General features: G+C 31.4%; 17 protein-coding genes and 2 pseudogenes. 5 read left to right on the top strand and 14 right to left on the bottom strand.

All coding sequences use genetic code 11. From position 1 onward, the window contains the following. The first annotated feature begins 12 nt into the window (after positions 1-12). Positions 13-1,578, top strand: a complete 1,566-nt coding sequence (locus tag C2I06_RS18460) for a replication-relaxation family protein (protein WP_123258629.1) — start codon at positions 13-15, stop codon at positions 1,576-1,578. Between the two features lie 530 nt (positions 1,579-2,108). On the opposite strand, the gene C2I06_RS18465 is transcribed toward C2I06_RS18460, so the two are convergent. The 7 genes from C2I06_RS18465 to C2I06_RS18495 all read right to left on the bottom strand — a co-directional run bounded on the left by C2I06_RS18465 (position 2,109) and on the right by C2I06_RS18495 (position 8,804). Further along, positions 2,109-2,405, bottom strand: coding sequence for a HesB/YadR/YfhF family protein (locus tag C2I06_RS18465; RefSeq protein WP_123258630.1), 297 nt, complete (start codon positions 2,403-2,405; stop codon positions 2,109-2,111). 41 nt (positions 2,406-2,446) lie between these two features. Then, complete coding sequence (locus C2I06_RS18470) at positions 2,447-3,796, bottom strand: MFS transporter (protein ID WP_123258631.1); 1,350 nt, start codon at positions 3,794-3,796, stop codon at positions 2,447-2,449. Positions 3,797-3,821: 25 nt separating this feature from the next. Next, positions 3,822-4,253: a MarR family winged helix-turn-helix transcriptional regulator gene (locus tag C2I06_RS18475; protein WP_123258632.1), complete on the bottom strand. Its 432-nt coding sequence runs from the start codon at positions 4,251-4,253 to the stop codon at positions 3,822-3,824. A gap of 239 nt (positions 4,254-4,492) precedes the next feature. Then, positions 4,493-5,938, bottom strand: coding sequence for a glycoside hydrolase family 1 protein (locus tag C2I06_RS18480; RefSeq protein WP_123258633.1), 1,446 nt, complete (start codon positions 5,936-5,938; stop codon positions 4,493-4,495). Positions 5,939-5,953: 15 nt separating this feature from the next. Continuing rightward, a complete protein-coding gene (locus C2I06_RS18485) occupies positions 5,954-6,403 on the bottom strand; it encodes a PTS sugar transporter subunit IIA (RefSeq protein WP_123258634.1) in 450 nt (149 codons plus the stop codon). A 16-nt stretch (positions 6,404-6,419) separates the two neighbouring features. Further along, positions 6,420-7,799, bottom strand: a complete 1,380-nt coding sequence (locus C2I06_RS18490; RefSeq protein WP_123258635.1) for a PTS transporter subunit EIIC — start codon at positions 7,797-7,799, stop codon at positions 6,420-6,422. Positions 7,800-7,973: 174 nt separating this feature from the next. Then, entirely contained in the window at positions 7,974-8,804 is an 831-nt protein-coding gene (locus C2I06_RS18495; protein WP_123258636.1) for a PRD domain-containing protein, read from the bottom strand. Positions 8,805-9,297: 493 nt separating this feature from the next. On the opposite strand from C2I06_RS18495, the gene C2I06_RS18500 reads away from it, so the two are divergent. Then, positions 9,298-9,666 carry a hypothetical protein gene (locus C2I06_RS18500; protein WP_123258637.1) on the top strand — a complete coding sequence of 123 codons (369 nt, stop codon included), beginning with the start codon at positions 9,298-9,300 and terminating at the stop codon, positions 9,664-9,666. A 349-nt stretch (positions 9,667-10,015) separates the two neighbouring features. Here C2I06_RS18500 and C2I06_RS18505 read toward each other — a convergent pair whose 3' ends face one another. From C2I06_RS18505 to C2I06_RS18510, 3 genes and pseudogenes are all read right to left on the bottom strand, one after another. Next, on the bottom strand, positions 10,016-11,977 hold the full coding sequence (locus tag C2I06_RS18505) for a hypothetical protein (RefSeq protein WP_123258638.1): 1,962 nt from the start codon (positions 11,975-11,977) through the stop codon (positions 10,016-10,018). Positions 11,978-12,368: 391 nt separating this feature from the next. Further along, positions 12,369-12,515 (bottom strand): hypothetical protein, encoded by a 147-nt coding sequence (locus C2I06_RS25160; protein WP_164463739.1) that lies wholly within the window; start codon positions 12,513-12,515, stop codon positions 12,369-12,371. Positions 12,516-12,822: 307 nt separating this feature from the next. After that, positions 12,823-13,244, bottom strand: a pseudogene (locus C2I06_RS18510) (NUDIX hydrolase). A 584-nt stretch (positions 13,245-13,828) separates the two neighbouring features. On the opposite strand from C2I06_RS18510, the gene C2I06_RS25165 reads away from it, so the two are divergent. Further along, positions 13,829-14,005, top strand: coding sequence for a hypothetical protein (locus tag C2I06_RS25165; protein ID WP_164463740.1), 177 nt, complete (start codon positions 13,829-13,831; stop codon positions 14,003-14,005). Then, positions 14,002-15,513: a recombinase family protein gene (locus C2I06_RS18515; protein WP_123258639.1), complete on the top strand. Its 1,512-nt coding sequence runs from the start codon at positions 14,002-14,004 to the stop codon at positions 15,511-15,513. Before C2I06_RS25165 ends, C2I06_RS18515 begins: the two co-directional genes overlap by 4 nt. Positions 15,514-15,628: 115 nt before the next feature. Here the strand turns inward: C2I06_RS18515 and C2I06_RS18520 are convergent, their stop codons facing one another. Both C2I06_RS18520 and C2I06_RS18525 read right to left on the bottom strand, forming a co-directional pair. Further along, the gene (locus C2I06_RS18520; RefSeq protein ID WP_123258640.1) at positions 15,629-16,624 is read right to left on the bottom strand and encodes a CHAT domain-containing protein; all 996 of its coding nucleotides are present in this window, start codon (positions 16,622-16,624) and stop codon (positions 15,629-15,631) included. A 107-nt stretch (positions 16,625-16,731) separates the two neighbouring features. After that, complete coding sequence (locus C2I06_RS18525) at positions 16,732-17,007, bottom strand: DUF1883 domain-containing protein (protein ID WP_123258641.1); 276 nt, start codon at positions 17,005-17,007, stop codon at positions 16,732-16,734. Positions 17,008-17,282: 275 nt separating this feature from the next. Here C2I06_RS18525 and C2I06_RS18530 point away from each other — a divergent pair. Continuing rightward, positions 17,283-18,332, top strand: a pseudogene (locus C2I06_RS18530) (recombinase family protein); the annotation flags it as partial. Positions 18,333-18,941: 609 nt separating this feature from the next. Here C2I06_RS18530 and rlmH read toward each other — a convergent pair. Both rlmH and C2I06_RS18540 read right to left on the bottom strand, forming a co-directional pair. After that, entirely contained in the window at positions 18,942-19,421 is a 480-nt protein-coding gene (gene rlmH, locus C2I06_RS18535) for a 23S rRNA (pseudouridine(1915)-N(3))-methyltransferase RlmH (RefSeq protein WP_095333261.1), read from the bottom strand. A gap of 80 nt (positions 19,422-19,501) precedes the next feature. After that, a complete protein-coding gene (locus tag C2I06_RS18540; protein ID WP_123258642.1) occupies positions 19,502-19,663 on the bottom strand; it encodes a CxxH/CxxC protein in 162 nt (53 codons plus the stop codon). Positions 19,664-19,851 lie beyond the last annotated feature (188 nt).

A 19,851-nucleotide genomic window follows, 5' to 3' on the forward strand; every position in this document is an offset into this window, starting at 1 on the left:
GAGATTAGGAATTTGAAAGTATATTATTATTTATCTAAATCAAAAAAACGGCGTATTCAATTAGAAAGCATAGATATATACGCACTTCTTTTCTTGAACGAACAGGGCATATTATCACAACCTCAGTTTTATGAATTTTACTCTCTCTTAAAACATATAAGTGATGCTGCTTTCCGAAGAAAAATGAGCCGTTGGGACAATGCTAACATTATAGAAAAAAGAAAAGAAAAAATGCAAAATGGATATGAAATGGCAATCATCAACTTAACACCTGCAGGTCAAACAATTCTCAAAAAACTCGGTTACTTGGATATGGAAGAAAAACTGAAATACCAAGCAAAGAGCAACTTAGATCACACACTCGCTATTAAACAATCTGTTATAGAAGTTTTAAAGTGCATTAGTCAGAAAGAGCCTTTTTATATCGCTGATGGAGGAAAGTATGTTATTCCGTTCAAAGAAGATAACTATGAAGATTTAGAACAACCTATTATTATCTTTAAAAAGCAAAATTTCGGTAATGACCTTATTCCCTCTTTAAAATCGTTATCCCAGTACAATGCTACTTTCATCGACAGACACAAAGAATTAGGTGTGCTGCAATCTTTTGTACCACAGGAATTCCCCCATATTAAAGAGCAACTTGGTGAAAGGACTGGATTAATACCAGATTGGATATTTAAAATTAGGGACACATTCCTCTACATCGAAGTGGATAGTGGAAATGAAAAAATTAAAACAAAACGTGATCATACCAATACTATAATTGAAAAGCATGATGTAAGATCTATCGAAGGAAAACTGTACCGTTATGAAGAGTTGGCTAGGAACGATAGAGAGCATAACCACAAAGTTATCTTCGCTTTAATGGATGATAGTGATGTGGTAATAACCAAGAACATCCATAGCAACAAAGACATTCGTATTGCCAACTTAAAACATGAAATTGCTCATATGAACGACTACAAAGACTGGAAAATCGAGATTTATGTTACCGGTATGAAAAGATTTTACTCAGTTGTAGAAGCAGTAAGTAAAGAACTGAATACTAACATAAAATCAGACACCTATGAAGTATACAAAGAAGCATTTATCACTTTAATTATGACCGGGTTAAGACCAAATTGGAAAAACCTAAAATTCAGGCTTGTCCGTAAGCTCTCATATCAAGCTCATGGAATATTAGCAAACAATTTAAACTTTATTCCAGACTTTTTGTTTAAATACTATCAGGATACAGAAGATAAATACGAACAATATTTTATTCCTGTATTTATTAGAGAAGGAAACGTAAAAGACATGGAGAGGTTGGCATATTATGCAATTCCTACAGCCGATGGTCGGTTCAAATACAATGCAAAGATATTGGCATTGTATAAAAGAAAAGAGGAACTATTAAATGATGTCATTCGGAAAACAAAGAAAGTAGTCACCAATAAGATAACGAAAGAAATTGTTGATAATAACGGAATGGATATAGACAATATAGTATTCGTTGCTATAGATGATATATCCAAAGGTAAACTTCTTCTTTACAATGCTAATAAGAAACAAATCGATAAAAGCCAGTTATTCTAGTCTTATGAATAACTGGCTTTTATATATACTTTCTCCTAAAAGTTCTCCATTTTGGTGTACTCTCTTACTTATGGGTCAACCCGCTGATTGCAATTAACGTTTTTTCTCCATAAATTATCTCTTTTTCTCGTGTATTTCTCTTAAAAAGTTCTCCATTTCAGTGTACTCTCTTACCTTGTGAACACCTTTGTCTGTCAATTAACATGACAGATTTTTTGCTTATTTAAGTGAAACACTTATTTAAAATTAAATTAAAACTCAGTATCATCTACTATGATTAATAAAGCTATTTATAGCAGTATGTTTTATAAATATAAAAAAGAGCTGAAATTTACAAGTAGTGTATAGAATCTTGTATAATTCATCTCAATTAGTTTTATTCCTTATTTCAGTAAAGTACCTGTTAGTTTAAGTACATCCTATTCACAAATACCATACCACATAATAATGTTTTTTATTACATGGACGCTGCCAATTTGTTTGAAAAAGAGCATTAATCCATAGTGATTAATGCTCTTTTTGTTCTTGTTTTAAGATTTTACATATCTATATTCTAATTCATCAATATTATTATTATATTCCACATACAAATCATGGCCATTAAAAAACCATAAGTCTGCATCTTCTATAAAAAAGGTCAAACCTTCTGAAACTGTTTGAACAGCAACATCTTCATGAAGAGTATCTATGGTAAAAGCTAGAGCATATCCCTCTTGAATGGGACTTGTTCCGTATATCTGAGAGTAAAATCTAATTGCACTTCCTTCTTCCAATCCAACTTCTTCCTTAAACCACTTTATAGCTTCTTTACTGACTAGAATTTTCAATTATCTCACCCTTTCTATTTCGTAATAAGTAATTGCTTTAACTATGCCATTTTTTGAGATTCTACTTTAGAAGATGCTTTCACTTTTAATAATATCAATACCCCTAATAGGCCAGCAATCAACATAATCAGAAAAACTCCTTTAAAGTGTATATAATTCACAAGAGAACTAAATATAGTTAGTCCAAGAGTACCTCCTGTAAAAGTTAACATATTAAAAATACCCACACCTACATTTAATAAGTTCTTTGGTAAAACAAGTGTTACTGCAGCCATAGATGAAGATTGCATCATGGCAAATCCTATTCCTAACAGTATAAGATTTATGGTCATATTTATGCTCCAGATTGTTCCTGGCATAAATACTAAGCCTAATGAGCCTAGAGAAGTAAAAATCATCCCAATTACCATGAAAGGTTTGCTACCAAATCGGTCAATTAATCCACCAACAATTGGGGAGATAATCATAATTGTAACCGGAAGTAAGAAAAGTGCTAACCCTGTTTCTTTTGGAGTTAAATTATATACATTACTCCAATATAAAGGGATTAAAAATAATGCGCCGTATAACATTGCCATTTGTAACGCTCTACTTATAGAGACACTATTAAAAGCTCCGTTTTGGAATAAATCCAATGGAATAAAAGGTGAATTCACTTGTTTTTCAGTTCTTATAAAAGCTATAAACGCAACAATAATTAATATTGCAAAAATACCATTAACAAGAGAAACAACACCATATTTACCTGCATTTGAGATAAGCAACATTAAAAAGATAATAAATGCTGAAAAGTATATTGCTCCTTTTAAATCAAAGGACGATCTTGTTCTTGTAACCTCTTCTTTCGGTAAGACATACAGACTTAAAAGGAAACCTATTACAGTAACAGGTACAATAATGTAAAAAATAGAATGCCAACCTAAGTAGTCAGTCAAAATACCTCCTAGTGGAGCACCAATCGCTGTTGAACTTGCCACAACCATCCCCAAAATCCCCATTGCTTTTCCTCGTTCTTTTGCATCAAAGTGCTGAGAAATAATGACCATTGCACATGGAAGACAAGCTGCAATAGAAATTCCTTGAAGAGCTCTAAATATTATTAATAGTCCTAAGCTATTTGTAAAACCACATAACAATGAAAATAGAGTGAACATTGCTAAACTCCAAATATATAAATTACGATTACCAATAATACTACCAATTTTACTAGCAAGTGGCATAAAAGTAGCAAAAAGCAATGTATAGATAGTTAGAACCCAGGTAGTCACTTCTACAGAAGTACCAAGACTTTGACTTATAACACTTACTGCCGTATTAGGTAAAACTGCTTCTAGGTTACCTACAAAAGCTCCAATGATGACAGTAAATAATATTAAATATTTCTTATTCATGCTTTAACCTTCTTTCTAAATTACATTAGTTCATTTTTAAATGATTGACCAGTCTACTAAGTAGGTCATTGAGAACTATTATTTCTTCCTCCGTATAGATACTATAAGTTTGCATATTAAAATCATTACGTGATGATTTTAATTGTTCATAAATCTGAAGTCCTTCCTCTGTAAGTTTTACTCTAGTACGTCTTTTATCTTCAGGATCTGGATATAACAAAACAATACTAGACTCTTGAAGGCGATTCATCATGCCAGTCATGTTTTGTTTTGTTACTAGAGTCTCTTCTTTTAATTCACCAATAGAAATATCTCCTTTTTCAATAATAGTTCGAAGGATAATCCATTGTTGTATACTAGTTAAACCAACTTCAGAAACCATTTTTGAACCATATCTACTTAAAAGATTAGAAATTTTAAAAAAATCTAAAGTGATATCCGTTTTTAAATGTTCCATTTAGACCTCCTAATTTAGTCAACTAATTGACTATAATATTATATAATACTAACTCGCACTTAGATAATAATAGCTTATTCAATATAAATAGTCAAGTTATTGACTATTTATATTGAGATTACCAATAGGTTAGTTGAGTAGAGTATTCCACAGTTGTTACAGTTCAAGAGAAATTATTAATTAAATTAAAAAGGCAGACATAGTTTTGTCTACCTTAATCTAATATGATAGTACTTTTATTAAAAATCTTTTTTCAAACTTTCCCCGTTAGTTTCAATAACTTCCTTGTACCAATGAAATGATTTCTTCTTAATTCTTTTCTTTGTTCCATTTCCCAAATTATCAGCATCTACATAAATAAAGCCATATCGTTTTTCCATTTCTCCAGAAGCAGCACTAACCATGTCAATACAACTCCAAGCTGTATATCCTAATAGATCAACGCCATCTTCAATAGCTTCTCCCATTTGTTCAATGTGTTGCTTTAAATACGAGATTCGATAATCATCATCTATTGTTCCATCTTCATTAACTGTATCAGTAGCCCCAAGACCATTCTCTGTAATCATTAATGGAATTTGGTATCTGTCATATACTTCATTTAATGTATATCTCAAGCCTATAGGGTCTATTTGCCAACCCCATTCACTTTCTGATAGGTACGGATTGGAAGCTCCCCCAAGCATATTACCTTGGGTTTTTGGTAATCCCTCGTCAGAAGTATGACAAATAGACATATAATAGGAAAAGCTATAAAAGTCTACTACTCCTTCTAACAATATATTTGAATCATCTTCTTGGGATTCAATTGTAATGTTATTTTCTTTAAAATATCTCTTCATGTAGGTTGGATAACTTCCTCTAACCATTACATCTCCACAAAACCAGTTAGTAATTTGGTTTTTACTTTGAGTGATTAGAACATCCTCTGGTTTACATGTAAGTGGATATGCTGTACCAAAAAGAATCATACACCCAACTTGATAGTTAGGATCAATTTCATGAGCTAGTTTCACTGCTTTTGCAGATGCTAAAAATTGATGATGCAAGCCTTGAAATCTTAACTGAGGAATATCATCTATATCTCTATTACTAGTCGTTCCTGGATTCAAAATCCCTTGATTTCTAAATCCTCCAGTCTTTCTTGTTGCACTATTTATCTCGTTAAATGTAATCCAATATTTTACCTTTCCTTTATAACGAGTAAATAAAGCCTTACAAAAATTCAAGTAAATATCTATCATATCTCTACTAGACCATCCATTATATTTCTCTGTCAAAGCATATGGCACTTCGTAGTGAGAGATAGTAATAAGTGGTTCTATACCATGTTTTAGACATTCATCTATGACACGCTCATAGAAAAGAAGTCCTTTTTCATTAGGTTCTGGTTCTTCACCAGTTGGAAAGATTCTAGTCCAATTAATAGAAAATCTAAAAATTTTAAGTCCCATTTCTGCAAATAAAGCAATATCTTCTTTATAATGATGATAAAAATCTACTGCCTCGTGACTTGGATAGAATGTGTTCTCTTCGATTACTCTAGTAATTCTTCTAGGATTATTTTTACCACCAAATGCATAAATATCTGGCCCACTGACACCTTTACCATCAATGTTCCATGCTCCCTCTGCCTGGTTAGCAGCAATAGCTGCCCCCCATAAAAAATCTTTAGGAAAATTCATAATAATCTCCTTTCATTAATAAACTTCTAAAATTTGTTCATATGATACTAAATTTTTATCTAAATTCATTTTATCTACTTTATATTTTTTTTCAGGAATAATCATAATTGTTGCATTGTCATAACCCTGTTCTTTAATAAAATCAAAATCTACTTTTGCTAATTTCTGTCCTGCTTTTACTAACTGACCTTCTTTAACAAATAAATCAAATCCTTTACCATTAAGCTCTACTGTATCAATTCCGATGTGAAGCAGAACGGGAACCTGATTATCTGTATATAGGGTAATTGCATGTTTACTTTTAGTAATTGAATTAATTTTCCCATCGCAAGGGGCAATTACATATGAATCAGTTGGAGAAACGAAAATCCCATCTCCTAGAATTTTTTCCGCAAACATAAAATCTGAACTCTCTGCTATATCCTTTACAGTTCCTAATACTGGGCTAATAAGATTGGTTTTCATTTAAAGTTCCTCCAATTTACAGACTAAGTCTTTTATCTTCACCTAGCACATATGCCAGGATAAATGCTAATACAAAAGAAATTACACAACCAATTATTCCAGAAATAAATGTTGGCCCAATTAGCAAGGCTATTCCTGGTATACCTTTAGTACCTAGGGCATTAACCGACACATGTAAAATACCCATTGCTAATCCCCCAACAAATCCTGCTATAGAAGTAGCCAGTAGTGTTCGTTTATTTGTTAACATAACACTAAAAACAGCAGGCTCTGAAATCCCCATCAAAGCTGTGAATCCAGCAGATACTGAGGTTTGTCTTACCGTAGGATTTTTTGACTTAAACATTAATCCGAAACATGCACCAGCTAAAGAGAATACAGTTGCATGCATTGCAGGTCCTACAATATTGTCATAACCTAACGCTGAAAAGTTAGCTACTGCTATCGGTAATATAGAATGATTCAAACCAGCACCAATTCTAATAGCGTTAAAACCACCTAGTACAGAAACAATTAACCAGCTATATCCTTGGGATAATGTATGGAAAAGATTATATAGTCCATCATTTAGTAACCCCGCTATTGGTCCAACAATCAATAGCATTATAGCTCCTAGTACTATATATTCAATCAAAGGTAAAAATAAAGTTCTTAAATAAGTAGGTATTGCTTTACTTAATTTCGGTTCAATTAAACTCTGTATCCAAACAATTAATAGTATAGGAATTAAGTTCTGAGAATAAGTTACTGCACTTACTGGTAAACCGAATAAATCTATTGGATCTCCAGACGCAAACAATTGAGTTAATTGCGGGTATAATGAAATAGCTGCAACTCCTAATGTAATAGCAGGATTTACTTTTAATCTAGTAGAACTACTATAAGCAAGTAAAAATGGTAAGAAATATAGTGGTGCTGAGCTGAATGCACTCAAAATTGTATAGGTAGAAGTCTTATTATCCACCCATCCTAATGATGTAACTAAGGATAATATCCCTGAAAATAAACCACTAGCAATTAATGCTGGAAGAATCGGCACAAGACATCCAGAAATGGTATCAATAACTCTTAATATTGGATTCGGCTTCTTAAAATCTGCTTGGTTAGTACTAGCAGAATCTTTATCCACTTCAACCTTCGAATCTTTTCCTTCTTCTTTTAATTTGACAAATTCCTCATAAACATCATCAACTTCCTCACCAATAACAATTTGAAAGTTTTGTCCCCTTTGAATTACTTTTTTTACAAGATCGACATTCTCAATCTTCTCAATATCTACTTTTGTTGGGTCAGCTGCACTTACTCTTAATCTAGTCATACAATGTGTAACGTCTGAAACATTATTACTTCCACCAATAGAACTTAAAATTTCTTTTGCGGTGTCATGGAAATTCATGTTATATCCCCCTTAAAAAATTGTTAGTTTATTATAAATTTGTTTTTTAGCAAATTTTCACCTGAAAATTCATTAAATAACATTTAGATTTAAAATAAGACAATAAAAAAATCTAATTAACTGTACATTAAATATACAGATGATTAGATTTTGCCTACTTAAAGTAGTAACACTCTATTTAATATTTAGCCTTAATAAATGCAATATTAAGTATTTTTTTTCGTATACGGTTAGTTCATTTCCATAAGACACTTTCATAAAATCGTCGATCTTGTGAATAACTAAGCTTGTTTCTTTCAAACCTTCTTCATTAATCACAAAATTTATATCTGATTGTTCCCTAAATTGTTCTTTACTTAAAAAGCGTATTGCAAAAAACTTTAGATGAGTTAAGAATCTTGTATAGTTAATACTATCTTTGTTAATATCGGAACCATAGTGATCTACTACTATATCAGTAATATTCTTTACTATTTTGGTCACCTTTTTAACTAATGATAAATTATCATTATCCATAGTAGCAGCAATGATATGGACTGTTATGAAACCTACTTCATCAATTGGTAACTCAATATCATAGGTTGCATTCAAATAATCAACTGCCCATTCACTAACTTTATACTCATTAGGATATAGTTGATGCATTTCAGAGACTAATGCAAAGTTTAGTGTTTTTCCTTCTTTATATCTCTCAATAGCACTGTGTATGTGGTCTGTAAGTGTCACATAAATACCTTTATTTAATTCTTTACCTAACTTTTTATTAGCATGTCGCACAATTATTGTGACACTTTCAAAGAATTCAGTTGGTACATATTCTAATAAGTCTAGTAATTCATTAGTTTTCTTATTATTAGATTCAAATATTTTATCAACTTTGGATTTATCTACTAAGTCACCATTCTTTTTTCCAAATCCTATTCCTTTACCAATAACAATAAATTCAACGCCTTTTTGTTCTTCAACTAATAAAGCATTATTATTTAGAATGCTAACTATTTTCATATTCTTTCCCCCCTTCCCAAAAAAGCATAAAAAACCTAGTAATAAGAATCATTACTAGGTTTTGCTTATAAGAATAATAACACCCTATGGATATTTAATTTGATTTGTTAATTAACAATCAAGTGATGCTCTTTCGATAACACCTTGTGAGTTCATAATATAAAAACGCTTGCAATTTGTCAACAGATAAATTATTTTTTTAGAATTGAGGATAAACTATTAATCCACTATTAAACTAACTGCCCCGATAGTGTAGACCACAACACATCCCAAATTGGTATAAATTTCAAATTCGTTTTTAATTGAATATGGAATAGAAACTACAAAGATTTACATAAATTAAATGTTGAAACGATCAAATAGAGGCCAGCATAGATTGGTAAGATGATTATCATACATGCCCTTCGCAACCACTTTTTACTTATGACATCTTAAAATCCTTTCAATATTTATATATAATATTTTAAATTAAATATTAGAAGGAGAACAAAAAATGAGTAATTCAATAAATCAAATTGACCCACATCTCAAACTTAAAGTTTTACAATTACAACGTCACAGCTTTAATAATATTCATGCAGCTGCTTTCCAAAAGGATAAAGAAAAGATTCTTAATTATGTACTTGAAAATCTAAATTGCTTTCATGAACAATACGATATTGATTGGGATGACATGGAAGAAAACTATTTCTTCCATTGGGATATTTCACACGATCCTGTAATTCCATATATTCTAGGATACTCTCAAAAGGAATATGAAGAAACAAAAAAATTAAGTGGAAAACATCTTATAACAATTCATTACAGATGGCATCGAGTAGAAAAAGAACAATGGAATCTCTGTTTATTTGGAAGTTTTTAATTGACTAGCAGTGAAAAATTAATATAAGTTATCTATACACAACTGCTTTTAGTTATACTTTTTAAATTTTCCTATATGAAAATATTGGTATTTAATTATATGACTTAGTTATGACACTCTGATAGAAGTATTTGACTGTTCTATCACTCTGCATTCTGCGCTTTACTTTGAATACATCTCTTCACTATCTTATTCTATTTTTACCTTTATCTTCACCAATCTGAAATGATTGCAGAAAAATGAGAGTGCGATAATATCTATTTTCGCACTCTAATAGTTCCTTGTTATTTCAATAGTTCCATATAATTTTATATTATACTTATTTGTGACTTAATATAGGGACTGATTATTAAATTAAAAGGTTTTTAGTATTTACAATTCCTTTATAGATATCTAATCTTTCCTGTGTTTTTTGACTTTCTTTCTCTTCATCCATCACTTCTCCATCTTTATCCTTTAAATCATCGTTGGTTGCTAACAATACTTTGGCAACATTATCAAGGTGTTTGATATATTGTTTATAACTTTCCTCTTTAATCATTGTCAATTGCTCAATTGTATTCTTATTCTGCTTAATCATTGAAAACAATATATCGTCAAGGATTATTTGAAGATAAAAGACCATTTTCTCATAAATATCTTCAAAGAAATCTGACTGAATTGAAGCTTCGTGAGCAAGAATATTCCTTATCCTATATGCTCTGGCAAGATCATTGTCCATATTTTCTTCCAATTGCAGTATGTATCCTTTTAAGTGAATAAATGCCTGATGTTTTCTTTCTTTCACTACTGTTGTAAATGAATTTAAATATTGTATATAACGCTGCTCCAAAATTAAATTATCATATACATTTAGCACCTCGTTCTCATGTAGTTTAATATAATCAAGTAAATATTCTAATTTTATATTATTGTCTTGTCTCCTTAGAGCAACATCCCCATATTCTTCCTTTATCTTCTCTTTTAATAGGTTATAATTTGCCTCTTTGGTTTTTAATATTTGTGTAGCTTTTACTACCATGTTCTTAGCAAAATAATGAGATATATATGGTTTTGCTTGACTGATTACTTTATTATTCTTGTCGCTGTAATCATGTACAAATAGTAGCTCCATCATGCTCCACATAGCTACAAGTGCGGTTTCTTTCGGTGAATCTTGAACAACTCGAAGCCACCCCATTAGTCTATTTAATGATTTATATTTATTTTCATTCGCTGTAAAGAGGATATGTAAGTAATCTGAGAATTTAGCAATTTTTATTCCATCACCATCATCATTATCTGTTCTTATTGATATATTATTGGATCTAGTATCCAATAATACTACTCTATTTTTAACAGAAGGAATATAAACCTTTGATTTTTTGTCAAGATTAATCAAGGATAACTTTGTTAACAGTAAAATCCTTGCCTGGTTTATTGCTGCTTCTTCATCGGCTGCTTCTATTTCAATTTGGAGGATCTTCAGGCTATTATCAATATTAAAATAATCGTTAACTGATTTTTCTAATGCATTTTGAGATATCTCTTCCAATCCTAATCTTGCTTCATTAGAGTCTTTAAAGATCTTAATTTTCCCCTCTAACTTCTCCCAGAAATCATATATATTTGGTAAATTTGCTTGTAAATAACATTTAAACGTTCTAAGGTTTTTTTTTCCTAAGTCTTGTCCCAATCTCTCTAACTTCTCTATTAATGTTGTTTTCTCTCTATCATAAACAAATACACCTGCGCCCCACCTATAAAGGTACGCTTTTGAATTTCCTTCATAAAGTAATTCACTAATAAGCATTGATAGTTCTCTATCTATTTTTGAATAACTATAAGAATCAGTGGGTAAGTGTTCTCTGAAATAAATTGAATATAGTTCTATTATATTTTTTGACTCTAATTTATTTAAGAAAGCCTTTATAAACTCATTAATTATGTCAATCTCTTTTATTAATCTCTTATTTTCTTCTGCATTAGAAGATTCTTGTTCAGATGTTAATTGAGAAATAAAGTTACTTAACTTCCCAATAATAAATGTATAATCATTATTTAGAAAACCTTTAATTATTTTATCGTTTTTTAAAGCGATCTTTAATTCTTTTGCAGCATTATTAATATTATAAATCTTTAATACCCCTGCATTAAACAGATTAGTCACCCCAATAAACTCACTAATTAATGCTCTTGTACATGGGTTAATAAGCTTTCTAAAATGTAGAGGACCTCCCTCAAGTAGTTCCGACCACCTTAGAATGAAATACTGCTCATGAGATTTTAACGAGGGATTATAGTTTTGCATTAACTTCTCAATATCATACATATTCTAATTTAACTCCTTATGACGAACTTTTACTTTAATTATTGCATATTATATATAAGTATGATATTATTTCTTTAGAAAGTTAAATTATATGGAGTTACTTTAAAAATTACTTTCCAGTTATAATTATTATTAATTTTGCATATACTTAAATACACTAGCGACAGGGTTTGAGATGTTCACGAGTCTTTAAAGGAGAGTGAACTGATCTTACCCTTTTTATATTGAAAAAATCCTAAGTGAACTGCACATTTCTTGTATGATTCTTATAAGAATAAATGTTTTAATACGGGAGTGCGATAATGGTAATTTCCGCACTCCACCTTTTCTACAATAAAAATGAAGGGTTGATAAACCACCCTTCATTTTTGTTATTCTAATTCTTATAAAGTTATCCAGCGTAAATCTCTGCATATACTTCAGTAATAATCTTATCAATAAAGTATGATTGGAATTCTTGGTCGCCTAAAATTTCATGTGTATATTTTTCATTTGCGTCCATACGATCAATAACAAAATCAATGATACGTTCTTTCATCGCTAATCTAAAGTTATGATTCAGTCCATAAGGTTGTTAAGCTTCTTTTTTCTTCACTTTATAAAATAAATAAAACCTCCCATAGAAAGAAGTAGAAGTAGAAATGGAAATCCATAAGTAATAATATTGTATAGTCCACTCAAAAATAGAAGAAGGCAGCTAATTATACTAATTACGTATCTTATCAAATTGTTTTCCCTCTTACTATTTGTTCTAACTTAAATTATTTTGTGATTGTTTTGTTATGATTTTCCCACAAGATAAGTGAACCACTTATTGATACAATCATTTTTCAAGGAAAATGATATTAATTCAATACTTCTATAGAGAAAACATTATTTTTCTCAAAATCAGTTATTATTTCCGGAGACAATAATAATTTCAGTTGTTCTTTAGTGGCCCACTTAAAACTAGAGTGTTCCTTAGAAAGAATAGTATTACTACTATTGCTACTACATAGGTAAGTCAAAATAACAACTTGTCTTATTGGATCAGTTTTGAATGTAGTAGCATATAAAAGTTTCTCTACTGTAACAGATAACCCTACTTCTTCTTTAATTTCCCGTAAGAGTGCAGATTCTAAATCCTCTCCAAACTCTATTTTCCCACCTACACATTCCCAAGTCCCGCACCGATTTTATCTTCTTTTGCACGTTGAACTATTAATACCCTGCCTTCATTTACAATGACACCTTTAAGGGCAACAACTATTTTATTTGAACTTTTCATTATACATACTCCTGTTTGTATTCTTATCTCTGTTTATAAACTATGGGGCAAAATTTTGCACAACATCTCTAATAAACATAATCCCACCAATAGTAAGCAGAAACAGTATAACAGCTAAAACTATGACTACTTTTTTATTGTTTCTCTTTATAACAATTAGAAGAAGTAATACCATAAGAACTACGAAAAATAGTAACAAATACATATTCGTCCCCTGTCCCCTCTTAATTTATAAAAAGAAATCATAGATTTAAACATCATGTTATTTTTCTTATATAAAAACATTGCTGTAAATAAATAATCCACCCCGCTACACTGTGAATCGTTAGGGTGGATTATTTTGCTCTAATTCCACAATGGCCTTGCCATATGGAAGCAAGGGGTTTAATCCCTTGCTTTCCTCATTTTAGCATTTTTAACCAATCCTTTCACCCATAAATACCATTATACTTTTCAAAATATTTAAACTTAATTTTTTTCTCTTAATATCTTAAAATATTCAAATTCCGAAGGTACTATGTCTTTCAACCAGATATAGCCGGCAATTATTTGGTTAATATAACCGAATTATAGAGGGATGTAAGATGCATAAAAATATAGATTATGATTACAAAAACTATTATGACTCAGTATTGGTTACTAAAGATGAAATGGGCATAGTGATGGCAGCTGAGCTAATAAATTTTCTTTCAGATTTAATACTTAAATATAATGAGGAAATTGAAATAAGAAATAGAGATACGGAAGGAAAATATAAATGAAAAGGATAAAAGTACTTATATATGTTCGTGTTAGTACTGATAAGCAAACTAACAATACTTCTATTTCAAAGCAAATAGAAACTTTAGAAGAATATTGTGAAGCGCAAGGTTTTGAAATAGTTTATATATATGAAGAAGAAGCATCAGCGAAAAATATTGATGGTAGAGAAGTATTCAAAAAGATGTATAAACATTTTATTAACAATGAGGAAATTGAGTATATTATTGTGTTTAAATTAGATCGTCTCTTTAGAAACTTCCTAGATTCAATTTTCTTCTGGGATCAATTAAAAAGGAAAAATAAACATTTTATTTCAATTACAGATAATATTAATACAAAAGAACCGAATGCTAAAATGATGTTCCTAGTAAATGCTTTGAAAGCAGATATGGAAAGGGAAGATATTGCTTTTAGAACAAACTTTGGAATGGAAAAAAATGCTGCTGATGGTAATTTTAATGGTGGTGAAGTATTTGGTTATGAATCTATAAGTAAGTGTCTGAGGATTATTCCAGAGGAAGCAGCGGTAATTAAGTATATTTTTAATAAATACGTTTATGAACAATGGGGTTACAAGAAAATAGCAAGCAACCTAAACCTTCAAGGGTTTAAGACAAAAAGAAAGAACGACTGGACCATCAATGCTGTTAAAACCATATTAGAAAATAAAATCTACATTGGCTTTATCAAATGGAGAAACAAATATACAAAGGGGCAACATGATTCCATCATTTCTGAAGAACTTTGGAATAAAGCACAAGAGCTTAGAGCGAAAAAATCCTATACACCCACTAAGATACATCCGGGAACTTTTCCACTTTCAGGGTTATTAAAGTGTCCTCAATGTGGTTCTCCCATGGTTCAAGGGAATAGTAGTGAAAAGTATAAATATTACCAGTGTAATAAAAATAAAAACAGCGGGAGAAAAGCTTGCTCCGCTAATCTAGTTTTAAAGGAAAATGCGGATGAAGTTGTACTTGTTAATCTAATTACCTATATTGATAAATTACATTTATCTCCACTACTGTTTAGTATTATAAAATCTAATCTAGTAAGTAATCTTAAATCCCTTACTGATGAAGTCGTTCTATTAAATAGATCATTAAAATCTATTCGCAAGAAAATAAAAAGGGCTGCAGATTTATTTTTGGACAATGATAAAGATTCTACTAAAAATAATAAAAGTACGTTTTTCTATCTCATTGATGAATATGAAAAGGAAGAGGCAGATACTTTATCTCGATTAAATAAATTAAATAAGGAGATTAACCTACAAAACAACTTAAATATCAAAACTAATATTGAATATGTAGCTAACCATTTAAAAGAATTTATAAATATTATATCCGAAGAAGAAAAGAAGTTATTATTTCACAGTATTATTAAAGAGGTGCATGTTACAAATGGACCAAAACCAAAGGATAGATTAATTAAAAACGTAATCTTTCACTTTACTGAAGATGAATTTAATGAGTATGGTCAATCTTTAAGGCAAGCTAGTTGCTAAATCACCATCTATTACAGGTGAAGGTAGCAGTCTATTTTATAATAGACTGCTATTGCTTTTAAATAAGTTAAGAAAATTAGAGTTTTTGTTATATAACTACTAAAAGAAATATAGCTTACAGTTCAGGTTTGACTAATATTATTTCATTAGGTTTAAGGCCCGTCCGAGTGTATAACTCAGGTATTTTTTCTCCTTCTAGCCCCGCTAACATTAAAGCAAGCTTCCCTTGTTCAAAGGCATTTTGTACGGATTTTCCGAAAGCAATAGCAGAATAAAACTGTGCAGCGAATTCTCTTGCAGCATCATCGTAGACGGCTTCATTCATACCTATTGCACAGTCAATGTGTTCCGTTACAGCTTCTGCTTGTCCACTTGAAAAACAGTTATTAAAAATAACGAGTTTAATTGAATCAGACATTGTCTTCATTAATAGGGTAACCGCCTCTTTAGATAGAAGACTTGTAGACCCTTCCGGCGTTTCTAGTACAATATCATGGTCAGAAGAACCGTGACCACTAAAATGAATTATATGAGGTTTTACTTCGTTTATAGCTTGCAAAATATCATTGGAACGTACTGCCCATCGAGATTGTAAATTGATTGAATCTCGGTATTCAGAAGCACGAATCTTTTCGTGTATGAGACGAATTTCCTGATCTAATCTTAATGAACTTTGGTCAATAGGATTGGATGCTAAGAATAGAACGTTTATTTTTTCTGGAAGTGACTCGAAGTTAATTGAAATGGGATTGGCTGATATTTCTTGGCTAATTCTTTGTTGTTTTTTTAACTCATCTGTAATAGCTTTTGTATGTCTTAACTCAGCAGTTTTATTCTTCTTTAATTCTCTATCTTCTGAGCGCCGTAATTGATCCAACGCGTGATTTAAAGATTTAATTTTATTAGCCTTTTTTCCTTTAAGGTCACCTATTTTTTTTTGGGTATTAATCAGTTCTCTTTGTTTAGAATTAAGAGTCGAGGCACTTTTTGTACTCTGTATAGTTTTTAATGCTTTTGCCAACTTTTCTTGCTCTTTACCTATATCCTTTTCAATATTAGCGATCTCCTTTTCTAAACCCTGAACTTTGTTCCGATACATTGTAGCACTCATAATAGCGACCCCTTTACTTTGATTTTGAATATAAGTCTTCCATCTTTAGGACAAATATATTTAAAGCAATAGCTTTTTTTGAACCTTAGTTTAAATGATAAAAGAAACTACCGCAATAAAACGATAGACCAAAAAAGATGAATATTATAGAATCGGTATTTGTACTGTCCTCCACCATGGACAATAAGATACCACCTTCCAGCTCCTTCGACAGAAATATTTACAGGCGTGCGAGTATAGTGGCCGCCATAATACTTGAATTTCCGTCCAGCTTTATAGTGCTGTAAGTTGATACTATCCACCAGAAACACATCAGCAGCATGTTTCAATTGGACTTCAACTGACAAGGAATTGTTAGTGTCAGCAAATGGAATTTGAGCCAAGATAACCACCCCCTTAAAGAAAATTTTATCATAAATTGGAAATTCAAGGGGTATTTTGAAGTATGTCGTTCAATTAAATTAAAGACTAATTCTTTGTTAAAGAGAAGGGAGTAGAAACTGTTAAACTTAAAAATATTGGCCTTCTAATGGTAAGCATGTTGACATTAATTAGTATTCTTATGACAATTCGTAAAGAATATGATGAAGCTATCTCAGAACCTTCATTTCTCCTTTCTAATATTTCATTGTAAAATCAACTTGAAGGAGGTAATGAGATGGATATAAAAAAAGTAGCTATTTATGTAAGAGTAAGTACTGAAGAACAAGCCTCGGAAGGCTATAGTATTAGCGCTCAATTACAAACTCTACGACAATATGCACAACTTTATAATTGGGAAATCGTCGACGAGTATGTGGATGAAGGGATTTCCGGAAAGAATATTACCGGCCGCCCTGCTATGCAAAGACTTATAGCAGACGTTGAGCAGGAAAAATTTCAGGCGGTACTTGTCTGGAAAATCTCACGTTTATCGCGGAATATGTTAGATACTCTTACTCTGTTAGATAAATTTGAAGATTACGGAGTAAAGTTTATCTCTTATTCCGAGAACTTTGATACCAGTAGTCCCATAGGCCGCCTAGTCGTTCAGCTAATGGCCTCTATTGCCGAAATGGAACGAAATACATTGGCCGAGAACGTTAAGCTTGGTATGAAACAACGAGCCTTAGAAGGTTCATGGAATGGTGGTGTTATATTTGGTTATGATTCTATCGAAAAGAAACTTGTAATAAACGCAGAGGAAGCAAAAGTAGTAAGAATGATATTCACTCTTTATTCACAAGATAAGGGCTTAAAAGCCATAGCAAATCAGCTCAATAAAAATGGGTATCGAACCAAACGTGACCGTCATTTTTCTATAAATGGAATAGCAACTATTTTAGACAATCCCGTCTATAACGGAAAAATTAGTTGGTTAAAGGTTGAAAACTGGGATAAGAAGAGAAGGAAAGGTAGAAATGATAATCCCATTCTAGTAGAAGGTCAGCATGAAGCTATAATCAATGATGAACTCTGGAGTCTTGTTCAATCTCGAAGGAAAAGTAAATCGTTCAAGCAAAGACAATCTAACGAACCGTTTCTATTGAGCAGTATCTTACGCTGTCCTGATTGCGGACAAGGGATGGTACCTTCAATTACTACATATACTTTAATTGACGGTACCAAAAGAAAACACAGATATTATGTGTGTAGTGATTTTCACAACAAGGGATCAGCAGCCTGTAAAGCCAATTTAGTTAAAGCTTATGATGCTGAAAACGCTCTGTTTCATCGTATAGAGAGATTTTTATCCAATAAACAAAAGTTTTATGAAACTATTAACTCACTAACAAAAACCTCAATTGAATCCATAAAAAAACTAAAAAAAGAACTGGAAGAAACTGATTTAAAGTTAGAGGAAACACTAGCACTTCAGAATAGATATCTAGAAGCTTTTGAACAAAATCTTTTTCCTGTTACGGTTTTGCAAGAACGCTTACAGCAAGTGGCTATCGAAAAGAGTGCAATTGAACAAAAGAGGAATAACTTAATAACAGAAATAAGTAAATCCGATACAAAAGTTATTCCTCCAGAATTGGTACATCTTCTATTAGGAAAATTTGTAGAAGTCTATAAGTCCTCTACTAGAGATAAACAAAAGCAATTGCTACAGCTGTTGGTTAAACAGATCACTGTTGAACTAACAAATGATCAGCTACGTCAAATTGATAAGGTTGAGCTTGAATTTGATTTTATGGAAGTGAACCTTTCAAATACGTTTACACTTATCCACATGCTCTATTTAGAAACAGAAAAAGAAGGCTTATCAACACCTTCTATCCCTGCTTCTAATGGTAATGGTAAATATCCGCCCTATCTTCAACTTTTTTTGCCTCTATTTATGATACGGTTCTCCCCTCATAATCCGAAAAGCCCGATAAACCTGCTCCACCAAAATCAACCGCATCAGCTGATGGGGAAATGTCATCTTGCTAAACGACAACTTATCATCTGCTCGCCTTAACACTTCATCGCTTAATCCCAACGATCCGCCAATAATAAATGTCACTTTGCTCTTCCCGTATGTACCTAACTTATCTAGTGTGTCGGCTAACTCCTCGGATGACTTTTGCTTGCCCTCTATCGCAAGTGCAATAACGTGTGCATCAGCTTGAACTTTGGCAAGGATTCTTTCTCCTTCTTTTTTCTTCACTTGCAGCATCTCGGCATCGCTTAAGATTTCGGGTGCCTTTTCGTCTGGCACCTCAATAATTTCTATTTTAGAATAGCTTGAAAGTCTTTTTGTATATTCTTCGATTCCAAGCTTTAAATATTTTTCTTTTAACTTTCCTACTGTAATAATTGAGATATTCACATGCTTTCCTCACTTTACAAACAAGATATCCACAATACTTATCCACATATCCACAATTTTAATCCACATATAGTATGGAATCACTTGTTCGCCACCATATATATGGCATTATTTTTACAATATTCACAGGTTGTTGATAACTTTTTTTCTTCTGAAATTTGTTCTAAAATCGGAAAGGTTTTATACTCATTTACAACGGAATCTATTGCTATATCAACGTGTTCAGCACAACTATAAATCATATCTTCTTCTCCTTTTACCTCTTACTGTTTTCATTCTTCTAAAAATAATTGTGGATAATATTTCTTCTTGACCTTATTATTAGTTATCCACATTCCATCTTATCATTCTACCTAAAAACTGCAACTACTCTAATGAAATTCCTCTGCTTTTTTCGATAAAACCTTATCCACAAGCATTTCTTTATTTT

It is taken from the genome of Niallia circulans, from assembly GCF_003726095.1.
Classification (GTDB): Bacteria; Bacillota; Bacilli; order Bacillales; family Cytobacillaceae; genus Niallia; species Niallia circulans_A.

Excerpts from the sequence above, each read along its gene's own strand:
- C2I06_RS18480 (WP_123258633.1), bottom strand. The coding sequence starts at position 5,938 with ATGAATTTTCCTAAAGATTTTTTATGGGGGGCAGCTATTGCTGCTAAC.
- C2I06_RS18500 (WP_123258637.1), top strand. The coding sequence starts at position 9,298 with ATGAGTAATTCAATAAATCAAATTGACCCACATCTCAAACTTAAAGTT.
- C2I06_RS25160 (WP_164463739.1), bottom strand. The coding sequence starts at position 12,515 with ATGAAAGAACGTATCATTGATTTTGTTATTGATCGTATGGACGCAAAT.
- C2I06_RS18505 (WP_123258638.1), bottom strand. The coding sequence starts at position 11,977 with ATGTATGATATTGAGAAGTTAATGCAAAACTATAATCCCTCGTTAAAA.
- C2I06_RS18470 (WP_123258631.1), bottom strand. The coding sequence starts at position 3,796 with ATGAATAAGAAATATTTAATATTATTTACTGTCATCATTGGAGCTTTT.
- C2I06_RS18515 (WP_123258639.1), top strand. The coding sequence starts at position 14,002 with ATGAAAAGGATAAAAGTACTTATATATGTTCGTGTTAGTACTGATAAG.
- C2I06_RS18485 (WP_123258634.1), bottom strand. The coding sequence starts at position 6,403 with ATGAAAACCAATCTTATTAGCCCAGTATTAGGAACTGTAAAGGATATA.
- C2I06_RS18475 (WP_123258632.1), bottom strand. The coding sequence starts at position 4,253 with ATGGAACATTTAAAAACGGATATCACTTTAGATTTTTTTAAAATTTCT.
- C2I06_RS18520 (WP_123258640.1), bottom strand. The coding sequence starts at position 16,624 with ATGAGTGCTACAATGTATCGGAACAAAGTTCAGGGTTTAGAAAAGGAG.
- C2I06_RS25165 (WP_164463740.1), top strand. The coding sequence starts at position 13,829 with ATGCATAAAAATATAGATTATGATTACAAAAACTATTATGACTCAGTA.
- C2I06_RS18540 (WP_123258642.1), bottom strand. The coding sequence starts at position 19,663 with ATGATTTATAGTTGTGCTGAACACGTTGATATAGCAATAGATTCCGTT.
- C2I06_RS18490 (WP_123258635.1), bottom strand. The coding sequence starts at position 7,799 with ATGAATTTCCATGACACCGCAAAAGAAATTTTAAGTTCTATTGGTGGA.
- C2I06_RS18495 (WP_123258636.1), bottom strand. The coding sequence starts at position 8,804 with ATGAAAATAGTTAGCATTCTAAATAATAATGCTTTATTAGTTGAAGAA.